At 63.6% G+C, this 12,250-nt stretch carries 14 protein-coding genes; 7 read left to right on the top strand and 7 right to left on the bottom strand.

The features are described 5' to 3' along the window. Positions 1-326: 326 nt before the first annotated feature. From BN3266_RS09100 to BN3266_RS09080, 6 genes are all read left to right on the top strand, one after another. Positions 327-1,928, top strand: a complete 1,602-nt coding sequence (locus BN3266_RS09100; RefSeq protein WP_059005563.1) for an ABC-F family ATP-binding cassette domain-containing protein — start codon at positions 327-329, stop codon at positions 1,926-1,928. Positions 1,929-2,092: 164 nt separating this feature from the next. Beyond that, positions 2,093-2,386, top strand: coding sequence for a helix-turn-helix domain-containing protein (locus tag BN3266_RS09095; RefSeq protein WP_059004906.1), 294 nt, complete (start codon positions 2,093-2,095; stop codon positions 2,384-2,386). A 26-nt stretch (positions 2,387-2,412) separates the two neighbouring features. Next, positions 2,413-2,736, top strand: a complete 324-nt coding sequence (locus BN3266_RS13910) for a helix-turn-helix domain-containing protein (RefSeq protein WP_075109731.1) — start codon at positions 2,413-2,415, stop codon at positions 2,734-2,736. Positions 2,737-2,930: 194 nt separating this feature from the next. After that, positions 2,931-3,878: a D-alanyl-D-alanine carboxypeptidase family protein gene (locus BN3266_RS09090; protein WP_082671766.1), complete on the top strand. Its 948-nt coding sequence runs from the start codon at positions 2,931-2,933 to the stop codon at positions 3,876-3,878. A 58-nt stretch (positions 3,879-3,936) separates the two neighbouring features. After that, positions 3,937-5,454: a bifunctional ADP-dependent NAD(P)H-hydrate dehydratase/NAD(P)H-hydrate epimerase gene (locus BN3266_RS09085; RefSeq protein ID WP_059004904.1), complete on the top strand. Its 1,518-nt coding sequence runs from the start codon at positions 3,937-3,939 to the stop codon at positions 5,452-5,454. Positions 5,455-5,846: 392 nt separating this feature from the next. Then, the gene (locus BN3266_RS09080) at positions 5,847-6,323 is read left to right on the top strand and encodes an NAD(P)/FAD-dependent oxidoreductase (protein WP_059004903.1); all 477 of its coding nucleotides are present in this window, start codon (positions 5,847-5,849) and stop codon (positions 6,321-6,323) included. A gap of 64 nt (positions 6,324-6,387) precedes the next feature. Here BN3266_RS09080 and BN3266_RS09075 read toward each other — a convergent pair whose 3' ends face one another. Both BN3266_RS09075 and BN3266_RS09070 read right to left on the bottom strand, forming a co-directional pair. After that, on the bottom strand, positions 6,388-7,518 hold the full coding sequence (locus tag BN3266_RS09075; protein ID WP_195891616.1) for a PfkB family carbohydrate kinase: 1,131 nt from the start codon (positions 7,516-7,518) through the stop codon (positions 6,388-6,390). Positions 7,519-7,643: 125 nt separating this feature from the next. Continuing rightward, a complete protein-coding gene (locus BN3266_RS09070; RefSeq protein ID WP_059004901.1) occupies positions 7,644-9,371 on the bottom strand; it encodes a B12-binding domain-containing radical SAM protein in 1,728 nt (575 codons plus the stop codon). Between the two features lie 275 nt (positions 9,372-9,646). Here BN3266_RS09070 and BN3266_RS09065 point away from each other — a divergent pair, with 275 nt between their 5' ends. After that, positions 9,647-10,189, top strand: coding sequence for an NADH peroxidase (locus BN3266_RS09065; RefSeq protein ID WP_021658517.1), 543 nt, complete (start codon positions 9,647-9,649; stop codon positions 10,187-10,189). A gap of 170 nt (positions 10,190-10,359) precedes the next feature. Here the strand turns inward: BN3266_RS09065 and BN3266_RS09060 are convergent, their stop codons facing one another. The 5 genes from BN3266_RS09060 to BN3266_RS09045 form a co-directional block, all read right to left on the bottom strand. Next, positions 10,360-10,575 carry a hypothetical protein gene (locus tag BN3266_RS09060; RefSeq protein ID WP_059004900.1) on the bottom strand — a complete coding sequence of 72 codons (216 nt, stop codon included), beginning with the start codon at positions 10,573-10,575 and terminating at the stop codon, positions 10,360-10,362. Positions 10,576-10,581: 6 nt separating this feature from the next. Beyond that, positions 10,582-10,713, bottom strand: coding sequence for a hypothetical protein (locus BN3266_RS14445; RefSeq protein ID WP_278275378.1), 132 nt, complete (start codon positions 10,711-10,713; stop codon positions 10,582-10,584). Then, positions 10,706-11,053: a helix-turn-helix domain-containing protein gene (locus tag BN3266_RS09055; RefSeq protein ID WP_082671763.1), complete on the bottom strand. Its 348-nt coding sequence runs from the start codon at positions 11,051-11,053 to the stop codon at positions 10,706-10,708. The genes BN3266_RS14445 and BN3266_RS09055 overlap by 8 nt, the downstream gene beginning before the upstream one ends. Positions 11,054-11,548: 495 nt before the next feature. After that, positions 11,549-11,902 (bottom strand): helix-turn-helix domain-containing protein, encoded by a 354-nt coding sequence (locus BN3266_RS13275; RefSeq protein ID WP_075109729.1) that lies wholly within the window; start codon positions 11,900-11,902, stop codon positions 11,549-11,551. Beyond that, positions 11,895-12,245: a helix-turn-helix domain-containing protein gene (locus tag BN3266_RS09045; RefSeq protein WP_082671761.1), complete on the bottom strand. Its 351-nt coding sequence runs from the start codon at positions 12,243-12,245 to the stop codon at positions 11,895-11,897. Before BN3266_RS09045 ends, BN3266_RS13275 begins: the two co-directional genes overlap by 8 nt. Positions 12,246-12,250: the final 5 nt, after the last annotated feature.

Genomic DNA, 12,250 nt, shown 5'->3' with positions numbered 1-12,250 from the left:
CGGCGCTGGGGTCCTGGGGCGGGGTGCTGCCGTCCAGCGCCGCGCCGCAGGTCTGGCAAAAGCGGGCGCCCACCTCTGCGACGGCGCCGCAGGTGGGACAATATCTGGTGTCCATCTCTGAAACCTCCATTTTCAGGCGGCCCTTTCCGCCGAGCGGGCAGGGGCGGCCTGTCGGTGATCCTAATGTGTCCAGTATACTGAAAAGCGGCGTGGGGAACAAGTTTTTTTGCCCCCTTTTGGGAATTTTCCCTGTTTTTTTGCGGCAGTATATGGTAGAATGGCAACCGTCGGCGGATGCCGAGGAGTATGCCAACGCGGAGGATTTTATGATTACCGTACAAAATGTCAGCCTGCAGTTCGGCGGGCAGAATCTCTTTAAAAATGTGGACCTGAAATTCACCCCCGAAAACTGTTACGGCATCATCGGGGCCAACGGGGCGGGGAAATCGACCTTCCTGCGCATCCTCTCGGGGGAGCTGGAGCCCTCCACCGGGGAAATCATCATCCCCCCCGGCACCCGGATGTCGGTGCTGAAGCAAAACCACTTTGCCTACGACGAGTTCACCGTGCTGGACACCGTTTTGCAGGGCAATCCCCGGCTCTTTGAAATCATGAAACAAAAGAACGAGCTCTACCAAAAGCCCGACTTCTCGGAGGAGGACGGCATCCTCGCCTCCGAACTGGAGGGGGAGTTCGCCGAGCTCGGCGGCTGGGAGGCCGAGACCGAGGCCCAGCAGATCTTGCAGGGGCTGGGTCTGTCGGCCGAGCTGCTCTACGAGGGGATGGCCGGCCTGGCCGAAAAGGTCAAGGTCAAGGTGCTGCTGGCCCAGGCCCTCTTCGGCCGCCCGGACATCATCCTTTTGGACGAGCCCACCAACGGCCTGGACATCGACGCCATCAACTGGCTGGAGGACTTTCTGCTGGACTTTGTGGGCACGGTGATCGTGGTCTCCCACGACCGGCACTTCCTCAACGTGGTCTGCACCCACATGGTGGACGTGGACTACGGCAAAATCAAGATGTACGTGGGCAACTACGAGTTCTGGTATGAGTCCAGCCAGCTGATGCAGCGGCTGTTAAACGACCAAAAGCGCAAGCGGGACGAGAAAATCAAGGACCTGCAGGATTTTATCTCCCGCTTTTCGGCCAACAAGTCCAAGGCCAAACAGGCCACCTCCCGCCGGAAGCTGCTGGACAAGCTGACGGTGGAGGAGATGCCCGCCTCCTCCCGCCGGTACCCCTTTGTGGGCTTTTCCATGGACAGGGAGCCGGGCAAGGAGATCCTGACGGTGGACCGCCTCTCCAAATCGCTGGAGGGGGTGCCCGCCCTGCAGGAGGTCAGCTTCACCGTCAACCGGGGGGACAAAATCGCCTTTGTGGGCGAAAACGACCTGGCCTTCACCGCCCTGTGCAAGGTGCTCACCGAGGAGGAAGAACCCGACGGCGGCAGCTTCAAGTGGGGGGTCTCCACCAGCCGCAGCTACTTCCCCCAGGACAACACCGCCTATTTCGAGGGGGAGGACAAAAACCTGGTGGAGTGGCTGGCCCAGTACTCCCTGGGGGACACCACCGAGACCTACCTGCGGGGCTTTTTGGGGCGGATGCTCTTTTCGGGTGACGACGTGTACAAGCCGGTGAACGTCCTCTCCGGCGGCGAAAAAGTGCGCTGCATGCTCTCGCGGATGATGCTGGGCGGGGCCAACGTGCTGCTGCTGGACCAGCCCACCAACCACCTGGATCTGGAATCCATCACCGCGGTGCAGAAGGGGCTGCAGAGCTTTGGGGGCATCCTCCTCTTTGCCTCCCACGACTACCAGACGGTGCAGTCGGTGGCCAACCGCATCATCGAGATCCGCCCCGACGGCATTCTCGACCGCCAGGGCAGCTATGAGGAGTTTTTGGAGTACAAAAAAGAGCGGGGGCTCTAAGAGCATCCCGTTTTCCCCAGATAAAACGATAGGGCGAGGCATCTGCCTCGCCCTCTTCTTTTGCAAAAATCCCCCTTTTTCCTGGCTTTTTGACCGGCAAACTCGTATACTGGTGGCAGAGAGTCGCCGCGCTGACATACCGCGGCCAAAAGGAGGGGTACACCGTGGACGAAGTCTTTGACTTTGGGTTGCGCCTAAAGGCGCTGCGCCGGAAGATGAACCTGTCTCAGCAGGCGCTGGCCCAGCGGCTGGGGGTCGGCAAGGGATCGGTTTACCGCTACGAGAGCAACACCCAGACCCCCAGTTTGGAGATGGCCGTGCGGATGGCCGTCCTCTTTCGCGCCTCGCTGGACTACCTGACGGGGCTGGACGACCGGGCCACCATCCGGCTCGATGGCCTGAGTGCCCGGCAGGAGGAGGCGGTCCGCCAGGTCATCGCCTGCTTCCTATCCCCCTAGGGAGGGGCTGTCCGCCCCCTGCCACAGTGCCCGCGAAGGAGGGACCCACCGTAAACGCAGAGCTGTTTCGCCGCCGACTGGCCGAACTCATCGCACAGAAAGGTGTCTCCGAAGTGCAGATGAGCCGCGATTTGGGAAGGTCAAAGGGGTATGTCCAGTCCCTCACCTCCGGGAGGGCAATGCCCACCATGAAGGTCTTTTTTCAAATTTGCGACTACCTGCGCCTCTCCCCCGCCCAATTTTTCGACGTTCCGGAGGAGGGGGAGCAGGCCGAGATCATCCGGTGGTTTCTGGCCGCCGACCGGGCGACCCTCCGCGCCATCGACGAGCTCATCCGGCGAATTTCATAGCGCCTCTTCCCCCGCCGCTTTCGGCGGGGGATTTTTTGTCCCCTGTGCAAGGGCGTTTTTCCTCTGCCGCGACGCCATTTCTTTCTAAACTGCAATGTTTTCTCCATCACTTCTCAAGAAATGCGCTAGAAAGAGTTCAAGCGCCCCCCGCTCTTTTCTGGTTTGATGGAGGGGAGAAAGGAGCTGCATTGCCAATGACAAGACAGGGAAAGAAGAGGAGAGGGAGAGCGCTGCTGGCAGCCGCCGTTTTGCTGGCGGCCCTGGGGGGCGGGCTGGCCCTGCGCGCCGTGGGGGGCGACGCGCATCCCCGCCCCACCCCCGTGCAGAGCGCCCCCCGCTTTGACGACCAGGGGGCGGACACCCCTCTGGAACTCTACAGCCCGGTCGCCCTGCTGGTGGAGTGCGGGGGCGGACAGGTGCTGCTCTCCCAGCGGGGGGAGGAGCGCATCTACCCCGCCTCCCTCACCAAAATCATGACGGTCATGCTGGGGATGGAGGCCCTTCCCGACTGGAACGCGACGGTGCGCCTGCCCTCAAACTTTCAGTCCCTCTATGCGGCGAACGCCTCGATGGCCGGATTCCTCTCCGGCGAGGAGGTGCGGGTGGCGGACCTGTTCTACGGCGCCCTCCTCCCCTCTGGGGCGGACGCCTGCCTGGGCATCGCCACCGCCGTCAGCGGCTCGGAGCCGGCCTTTGTGGAGCGGATGAACCGGCGCGCCCGGGAGCTGGGGATGGAGGGCACCCACTTTGTCAACGCCGACGGGCTGCACCACCCCGACCACTACAGCACCGCGACAGACATCGCCCTGCTGCTGGACAGCGCCCTGCAAAACCCCGCGTTTTGCCGCGTCTTTACCGCCCACAGCTATACCACCACCCCCAGCTCGGCCCACCCCAACGGCCTTTTCCTCACCAGCACCCTGTTTGACGTGGGGATCCCCGCCCAACTGGGGGACGGGGCGATTTTGGGGGGCAAGACCGGCTACACCGAAGAGGCGGGCCTCTGCCTGGCCACCCTGCTGCAAAAGGGGGACAAGCGCTACCTGTTGGTGACGGCGGGGGCGCCCGGCTCCCACCAGAGCGCCCCCTACCACGTGGAGGACGCCTTCAACATCTGCCAAAACGCCCTGCCCGACGACTGACAACCCCTGCCCCCTTGTGCTATACTGGTACCAAGTTGCCGCACAGGGGGGATTTTTTGTGAAGCTGATCGACACCGCCTCCATGAAAGAGGCGGAGCGCCGCGCCGACGCGGCGGGGCTCTCTTACTACCAGATGATGGAAAACGCCGGGCAGGCGGCCTTCTCGCTGCTGGCCGGGCGATTTTCCCTGCCGGGCAGGCGGGTCTGCCTGCTCTGCGGCAGGGGGAACAACGGGGGCGACGCCCTGGTCATGGCCCGGCTGCTGGCAGGGGCGGGGGCCGAGGTCTGTCTCTACCTCACCGACGGGGCCCCCCGCACCGCCGAGGCAAAACAGGCCCTGCAAAACCTGGCGGGGGCGGTCTTCCCCGTCCCGCTGGAGCAGGTGCCCCAGGGGGAGCGCTTTGACCTGCTGGTGGACGGGGTCTACGGCACCGGCTTTCGGGGGGAACTGGACCCCTTTCACCGGGCCCTGTTTGCCTGGGCGCGGGGAGCCGCCCCCTTTGTGCTGGCGCTGGACATCCCCTCCGGGGTGGAGGCGGACACCGGTCTGGTGGCCGGCGGGGCCCTGCGGGCCGACCTGACCGCCGCCTTTGCCGCCGCCAAGCAGGCCGCCCTCCTCCGCCCCGGCCGGGAGTGGATGGGGGAGTGCGCCGTGCTGGACATCGGCATTGAAAAGGGGTGTCTGGCCGCCCTCACCCGCGCGGTGGAGGCGGCCGACGAGGGATACCTGCGGGCGCAGCTCTCCCCCCTCTCCCCCCTCTCTCACAAGGGGACAAACGGCAGGCTGGCGGCTGTCTGCGGCAGCGACCTCTACCGGGGGGCCGCCGCCCTGGCCGCCGAGGCGGCCCTGCGGACGGGGGTCGGCTACCTGACCCTCTGCTCCACCGAGCGCGTCTGTCAACTGGTCTCCCTCCGCTCGCCGGAGACGGTGCTGCGCCCCCTGCCCGGGGGCGGGGAGGGGCAACTCTGTCCCGGCGACCTGCCCGACCTCTGGGCGGGGGTGGAGGGGGCCGACGCCCTGCTCATCGGCCCCGGCCTGGGGCGCAGCGAGGGGGCCGGGGAGCTGGTGGGGGAACTGCTGGGGCGCTTTGCAGGCCCGGTGCTGGTGGACGCCGACGGACTCTACCATCTCGCCCGCCACCCCCAGTGGCTGGCAAAGCGGCGGGGGCCCACCGTGCTCACCCCCCACCTGGGGGAGATGGCCCGCCTCACCGGCGAGAGCGCCGGGGAAATCGGCAAAAACCCGCTGGCCTGCGCCGCCCGCTGGGCCGCCGAGTGGGGGGCGGTAGTGCTGCTCAAAGGGCACAACACCGCCATCGCCGGGCCGGGCGGGGCCCTGGCCGTCAACCCCACCGGCGGGGCGGGTCTGGCCAAGGCCGGCAGCGGCGACACCCTCTCGGGTATCCTGGCGGCCCTGCTGGCCCAGGGCACGCCCCCCTTTGTGGCGGCGGTCTGTGCCGCCTGGCTCCACGGCCGGGCGGGGGATCTCTGTCAGGCGGGCCGTTCGGCCCGCTCCACCCTCCCCCGGGACCTGCCCGGGCGGTTGGGGGACATCTTCGCCCAACTGGGCATATAGACTTTTGAGCAGAGAAAAAGGAGAGATCGCTGTGCAAAACGGGATACTCCCCCAAAAGGGCGGCAGATACGCCCTGCGGGTGGTGGGCAGCTGCGGGGTCTTCACCCCCGACGCTGTCTCTTATACCCATCTAGATGTGTATCAGAGACCGAGCCGGTCCACAGTGATGTCGCCCATCTGTCTATCCCCCGCTCTCTCCTCCGTCTGTCGCGGCGCCCTCCTTTCCCGCGCGCCGCCGCCTTTCACTCCAGCAGTGACATTTGACCCCTCCCTGCCCGCAGGTGGGCACACCCGGAGGTAGCTGGTGAAAGACATGATGTGCATAGGAGGAGGCCAGCGGCCGGGGGAGCCTGGCAGTCGGCCGCACGCCCGCCGGGCGGTGGGACGAGGCGGTGGCCCTGGCCGGGGAGCTGGGGCTAAAATGGGGGGGCACCGGCGCCACCGTGCGGGCGGTGACCGCCTGCAAGGGGACCGACTGCCGCCGGGGCGTTTTTGACACCCACCGGCTGGCCCTTCAACTGGACCGGGCCTTCTTCGGGACCACCGCGCCCAAAAAGTTCAAAATCGGGGTCTACGGCTGCCCCAACAGCCTGGGGAAGGCCCGCGGACAGGATGTGGGCATCCTCCCCGCCCCCGGCGAGGCGGGGCGCTTCCTCCTCTTTGTCGGGGGGATGATGGGCCGCCGCCCCCGCCTGGGCGACGAGCTGGGGTTTTCGCTGCCGGAAAGCGCCCTGGTGGAGGCGGTGGGGCGGATCCTGGCCTTCTACCGCCGCCACGGCGCGGAGGGGCAGCGGCTGGGCGACCTGCTGGAGGAAGGGGGCGCGCCCCTTTTGGAGCGGCTGCGAGCCGAGCTGAAAGAGCTGGCTTAAAAAACAAAAGAGGGTCCAGACCCCGGGCTGTCCCCGCGGGTTTGGACCCTCTCTTTTGGCGATCTCACTGTTCCCGGCTCAGCTGCTGTGCCAAGTCCTGCACACTCTTGAGGCTGAGGTTGTGGTTGACGGCGCTCTCCCCCTCCAAATTGAGGGCGGCGCAGGCCAGGGCGTGGAAGATGGTGTCCTCTTCCGAATAGTCATAGGCCAGGCCGTAGCAGAGGCCGGAGGTAAAGGCGGTGCCCACCCCCGCGTCGCTCACCGGCTTGACCGGGCGGGCGCGGTAGATCCCCTCGCTGCTGGCGGTGGACAGGGCGGCGCCCCGGGGACCCATGGTGACCACCACCCGCTTGGGCCCCATCCGGCCGATCTGCTTGGCCGCCCGCAGGGCGTCCTCCTCGGTGCTGATGGCGATGCCGGAGAGGTGCTCGGCCTCCGCGCTGTTGAGCTGCAGGGTGGGGATAGCGCCTATCAGGTGGCGGATGGAGGACAGTTTGGCCACCGACCCGGCGTCGACGACGATCTCCTTGCCGGCAAAGGCGGTGAGGAGGTACTCGATGCTCTCCACCGGCAGGCCGCTGCCCACAGACATCACCTTCGCCCCGGCCAGAGCGCCCCAGCGCCCCTCCAAAAAGGCGGGAGTAATACACTGCTCGATGGTCATGTCCGACAGGCCGAGGGCCATCTCCCCGTCGGGGCTGACGATGCCGATGAAGAGGGAGGAGTTCTCCCCCGGGAGGATGAGACAGCCGGTGACGTCGATGCCCAGGGAGCGGCAGTCGGCGAGGATCTTCTCGCCGAAAACATCTCCGCCGATGGCGGAAATCAGCTTGACCCCCACCCCCAGCCGGGCCAGGTTCTCCGCCAGGTTGCGCGCCTCGCCGCCCGGCTCAAGGCGGATTTTGCCGGCGTTGAAGTTTTGGGGGATCAGGGGGCCGGAGGAGAAGCCGTTGACATCCATGTTGGCGCCGCCGATGACCACGGCGTAGTTGGGCTGTTCGAGGATGTAGCCCCGGCCGATGATCTTCCCCTTTTTGGCCAGGTTGGTCAGGTGGACCGACGCCGCCGAGCGGGTGATGCCCAGCCGCTCGGCCAGCTCTTTGTGGGAGATGGTGGGGTTTTTGCGGAGGATGGTCAGGATCTGCGCCTCGCGCTTGGTGACCCCCGTCTCTCCGCCGGTGGTGTTTACATGCATGGGCATTTCCCTTCCGGGCCCTGGGGCCCCTTTTTCACTTTCCGATATTAGTATAGAAAAGCCCTTTTGGCCGGTCAAGGAGAGACGGCCCTTTTCAGGGAAATGCCCTGTTTCAGGCGGGGTTTTTAGGCAGTTGTGCCAACAGTCCCCTCCAGGGGGACCACCTGCCAGCGAGCGCCGCCCCAGATATCCCGCCGACGGTAGTCAAAGGCGATGGCCACCGGTCCAGGGGCGCCGGTGAGGGGGTGGCGGGCAAACACCTCCAGGTGGGCGGTGCGGGCGATGTGGCCGGGGTGCTCGCCCAGGTAGGAGGGCAGATAGCGGGCGACCTTCTCCCCGTCCCCAAAGAAGTCGCCGACGGCGCGGCGGTAGCGGGGGGTCAGGCTGCTGTCGTCGAGGAAGGGCAGCCGCTTGCGGGGCTTTTCGCAGCAGAGCCAGTCCAGCCGCAGGGCCTCCCGCAGCCGCTGTTCGTCGACCCCGGTACGCCCCCTGCCAAAGCGCCAGAGAAAGGCGTGCTTCCCCTCCCGGGAGAGGGCGGGCTCCTCCGCCAAGGCGTCCCCCATCTGGCAGAAGAGGGCGAAGGGGCTGCCCTGGCAGGCGGCCAAGTAGGCGAGCGACGCCCGGTAGCGGCCGCTGTTGGAAAAGGTCTCCAGCGCCTCCTCCGCCCGCTTGAGGGCACAGATGTCCCCGTAGGAGAGCCAGCGGGTTTTCAGCACCTCGTAGGGGGGCAGGTCGGGGCAGAAGACGATGCCGTAGTCCCCCGCCTCCGCCCGCAGGCGGCTGCCGTGGAGGAGTTTGAGGAAGCCCAACTGCAATTGGTGGGGCCCCAGGGCATATACCTGGTCAAAGGAGCGGCCGAAGGTCTCTTTATCTTCAAAGGGGAGCCCGGCGATGAGGTCGAGGTGGAGGTGGATGTTCTCCCCCGCCAAAAGCCCCCGCACCGCGCGGGAAATGGCCGCAAAGTCGTGCACCCGCTGCACCGAGGCCACCGTTCGGGGGTTGGTGGACTGCACCCCAATCTCAAACTGAAAGAGGCCGGGGCGGGCGGCGCGCAACAGCTCCACCTCCTCCGGGCCCAACAGGTCGGCCCCCAGCTCAAAGTGAAAGTTGGTCACCCCGTTGTCCCGCTCCATCAGGTGGCGCCAGATGGCCCTGGCCCGCTGCCGGTCGCAGTTGAAGGTGCGGTCGACGAATTTGACCCGCACCACCCGCTGCTCCAAAAAGAAGTCGAGCTCCCGCAAGGTCTGTTCCAGGGGTTTGAAGCGCACCCGCCCCCCGGCCCCCGAGAGGCAGTAGTGGCAGGAAAAGGGGCAGCCCCGGCTGGACTCGTAGTAGATGTGGCGGTGGGGCGGCAGCTCCCCCTCGCCGTAGACAAAGGGGAGCTCTTCCAGGGGAAGGGGCGGCGCGGGGGGATTGCGGTGGAGGCTCCCCCCCGCGCGGTAGAGGAGTCCGGGGATCTCTCCCTCGGGCCGGCCGGCGGCAAGGAGGGGGAAAGCCCCCTCCCCCTCCCCGCAGAGTACCCCGTCGCACCAGGGGTGCCGCTCCAAAAACTGGGGGTCCCACTCGGCCTCGGGGCCGCCGCAGTAAAGGCGCAATTCGGGGCGGACCAGCCGCAGCCGCCGGGCCACCAGGTCGATGAAGGAGCGGTTCCAGATATAGCAGGAAAAGGCCACCCGCTCCCCCGCCAGGCGGGCGATGGCGGCGGTCACCTCGTCGGGCTGCAGGTTGATGTGGTACTCGGCAAAGCCGCAGTCCTCTACGCCTGCACGGCGGGCACAGGCAGCGAGATAGCGCACCGCCAGATTGGTGTGGGTGTACTTGGCATTGACGGCCACCAACAGGGTGGAAAGCATGGGCGGGGTCCCCCTCATCTCTCTAAAATCGACAGCGGGAGAAGGGCGTCAGGGGCGCCTCTCCCGGTTCTCTCTATTGTACCACTTGCAGGGGTGGAAGTCATGGCCCGCCGTCCCCTGGAAGGACCGCCCAAAACAAAAATGAGAATTGTTATTATTTTTTTCGCAAAACCTATTGACGTAAGTGGATGCTCGTGGTATAGTTAAGACATGGTAAGAAACCCCAGAAAAACAATCAAAACAACAATTTCATTTTGAAGTAGGAGGAACGAAAAATGTCTAAATTTGTTTGCACCGTCTGCGGTTATGTGTTCGAGGGCGAGGCTGCTCCCGAGAAGTGCCCGGTCTGCGGCGCCCCTGCTGAGAAGTTCAAGAAACAGGCCGAGGGCGAGCTGTCCTACGCCGACGAGCACGTGGTGGGTGTGGCCCAGGGCGCTCCCGAGGAGATCATCGAGGGCCTGCGCCAGAACTTTAACGGCGAGTGCAGCGAAGTCGGGATGTACCTGGCCATGAGCCGGGTGGCCGACCGCGAGGGCTACCCCGAGATCGCCGAGGCCTACAAGAGATACGCCTTTGAGGAGGCCGAGCACGCCGCCAAGTTCGCCGAGCTGCTGGGCGAGGTGCTGACCGACAGCACCAAAAAGAACCTGGAGATGCGGGTGGACGCCGAGCACGGCGCCTGCGAGGGCAAAAAAGAGCTGGCGACCCTGGCCAAGAAGCTGAACCTGGACGCCATCCACGACACCGTGCACGAGATGTGCAAGGATGAGGCCCGCCACGGCCGCGGCTTCGCCGGGTTGCTGAAGAGATTCTTCTAAGCTCCCCCATCGGTTTTTCCTGAACGATTTGCTTTTTCTCTTGAGAGGGAAACGGCTGCCTTCCCCGGGCAGTGGTTTCCCTCTTTTTTTTGCACCCGCCCCTCTCCGCCGGGGGCGAGAGGGAGAGGAGCGCAAAAAACGGCCGGCGGGGAAGCCCCGCCGGCCGCTATTCACTTTTCGGAAGAGGCGCACTCTTTGGCTTGTTCCAAATCGGTCAGAATGGCGTCGAGAACGTTGCAGACATGACGGGCCCGATTCGGCGGCAGCTCCCTGATCGACAGCAGCCGCGAATCGACGGCGGTCTCGTCCACCGGCCAGGGCTCACCCCGGAGCAGTTCGTTGGCCGAGCAGCCCAGGGCGTTGACCAGCTTGACAAAGGTCTCCACGCTGGATTAAGCTTCGCTGGAAAATACACCACTGAAAAAGCCGACACTGACATCTGTCTTTTCGGCCAAAGACCCCGTTTTTATCCCCGTCTTTTTGCGAATTTTGTTGAGGCGCTCGCCAAATCCCGCCCTAGTCATCTGTCTCTCCCTCCTTTTGCATGGCACCGACAAAGTACCGCACGGCGTCGTACAGATACTCCCTTTCCGCCTCCGGCAAACTGTCTATGCGCGCCGAGATGTCTTTGATTCTGTAAAGGATGCCAACATCCAGAACATCACACAGAATGTCCTCAACTGCGGTATCCGCATAAACCTCTGTCAATTTGATAAAGGTTTCAAATATGGGTACAGTCTTTCCCGTTTCTATCTTCCCAATCGAAGGCACTGACAGCTCTATCATTTCTGAAAGTTCTTTCTGTGTGAGACCGTGTACTTTCCTCATTTTGCGGAGCCGTTTGCCCAATAAACTTTTCAACATATTGCAACCCACACTTTACATCAAATACTATTGTAAAGCGTAGGTGAAACAAACCGCCTCTTAAATATACCTATGATTATTTACTCGTCATATTAATTGTATTTTCTCTGCTTTTTTTATAAAAACAATAAAAATATTGTCGAATGCGGGGGATTTGCAGATGCCAAAAGGATATTGGCGTCACCGGGGGCCCTTTCGCGGGAAAAAGCGGAGACGGCATGCAGCCCAAGTGGCCGCAGCCGCGACGGCAGACTTTTTCTGCCGAAAACCCCTTTCGGCAGCCGCTGTGCTACCTGGACGAGCGCAACACCCGCTTTCGCGCCCGGCAGCAGGGCTTTGGCCGGGACTGGGCCGCCTTTTGCCGCCAGGTGGAAAAACAGGGGGTGCTAATCGGGACGTACTGCGCGCTGTTTTTGTGCCCCTCCCCTCTCCGCCGGGGGCGAAAGGGAGAGGAGCGCAAAAAACGGCCGGCGGGGCTTTCCCGCCGGCCGCTATTCACTTTTCGGAAGGGGCGCACTCTTTGGCCTGTTCCAAATCGGTCAGGATGGTGTCGAGGACGTTGCAGACATGGCGGGCCCGGTCCGGCGGCAGCTCCCTGATCGACAGCAGCCGCGAATCGAGGGCAGTCTCGTCCACCGGCCAGGGCTCGCCTCGGAGCAGCTCGTTGGCCGAGCAGCCCAGGGCGTTGACCAGCTTGACAAAGGTCTCCACGCTGGGGTAGGTTCTGCCCCGAAATATGTCGTGTAGAAAGCCGACACTAACATCTATTTCTTCGGCTAAGGTCTCTGTTTTCATGCCTATCTTTTTACGAGCGTCATTGAGCCGTCTTCCAAACTCTTGCTTATTCATTTGCTGTACTCTCCTTCTGCATGACGCCCTGAAAATACCGTGCAACATCGCGGAGGTATTTCTTTTCCTCCTCGGTCAAATGGTCCATGCGCTCAGAAAGCTCTTTGATTCTAAAAATAACGGCGGCATCCAGAGAGTCGCACAAAATCTCTTCGACAGCAACATCTGGATATACTTCTGTCAACTTTACGAAAGTATCGAACTGCGGCCCACCTGTCCCTGCCTCCATCTTAATGACGGTAGGCGCTTTTACACCAAGCGCACGAGCAAGTTCTTTCTGCGTCATGCCGTGTGCTTTTCTAATTCTCTGCAAACGCTTACCCAATAATTTTCTTTTCAACATATAAC

The organism is Bittarella massiliensis (ex Durand et al. 2017) (genome assembly GCF_001486165.1).
Taxonomy (GTDB): Bacteria; Bacillota; Clostridia; order Oscillospirales; family Ruminococcaceae; genus Bittarella; species Bittarella massiliensis.
This window is presented reverse-complemented; position numbering and strand designations above follow the sequence as displayed.

Bases quoted from the DNA above. Each gene is read 5' to 3' on its own strand.
- BN3266_RS09100 (WP_059005563.1), top strand. From the start codon at position 327: ATGATTACCGTACAAAATGTCAGCCTGCAGTTCGGCGGGCAGAATCTC.
- BN3266_RS09090 (WP_082671766.1), top strand. From the start codon at position 2,931: ATGACAAGACAGGGAAAGAAGAGGAGAGGGAGAGCGCTGCTGGCAGCC.
- BN3266_RS09075 (WP_195891616.1), bottom strand. From the start codon at position 7,518: ATGCATGTAAACACCACCGGCGGAGAGACGGGGGTCACCAAGCGCGAG.
- BN3266_RS09070 (WP_059004901.1), bottom strand. From the start codon at position 9,371: ATGCTTTCCACCCTGTTGGTGGCCGTCAATGCCAAGTACACCCACACC.
- BN3266_RS09065 (WP_021658517.1), top strand. From the start codon at position 9,647: ATGTCTAAATTTGTTTGCACCGTCTGCGGTTATGTGTTCGAGGGCGAG.
- BN3266_RS14445 (WP_278275378.1), bottom strand. From the start codon at position 10,713: ATGACTAGGGCGGGATTTGGCGAGCGCCTCAACAAAATTCGCAAAAAG.
- BN3266_RS09055 (WP_082671763.1), bottom strand. From the start codon at position 11,053: ATGTTGAAAAGTTTATTGGGCAAACGGCTCCGCAAAATGAGGAAAGTA.
- BN3266_RS13275 (WP_075109729.1), bottom strand. From the start codon at position 11,902: ATGAATAAGCAAGAGTTTGGAAGACGGCTCAATGACGCTCGTAAAAAG.
- BN3266_RS09045 (WP_082671761.1), bottom strand. From the start codon at position 12,245: ATGTTGAAAAGAAAATTATTGGGTAAGCGTTTGCAGAGAATTAGAAAA.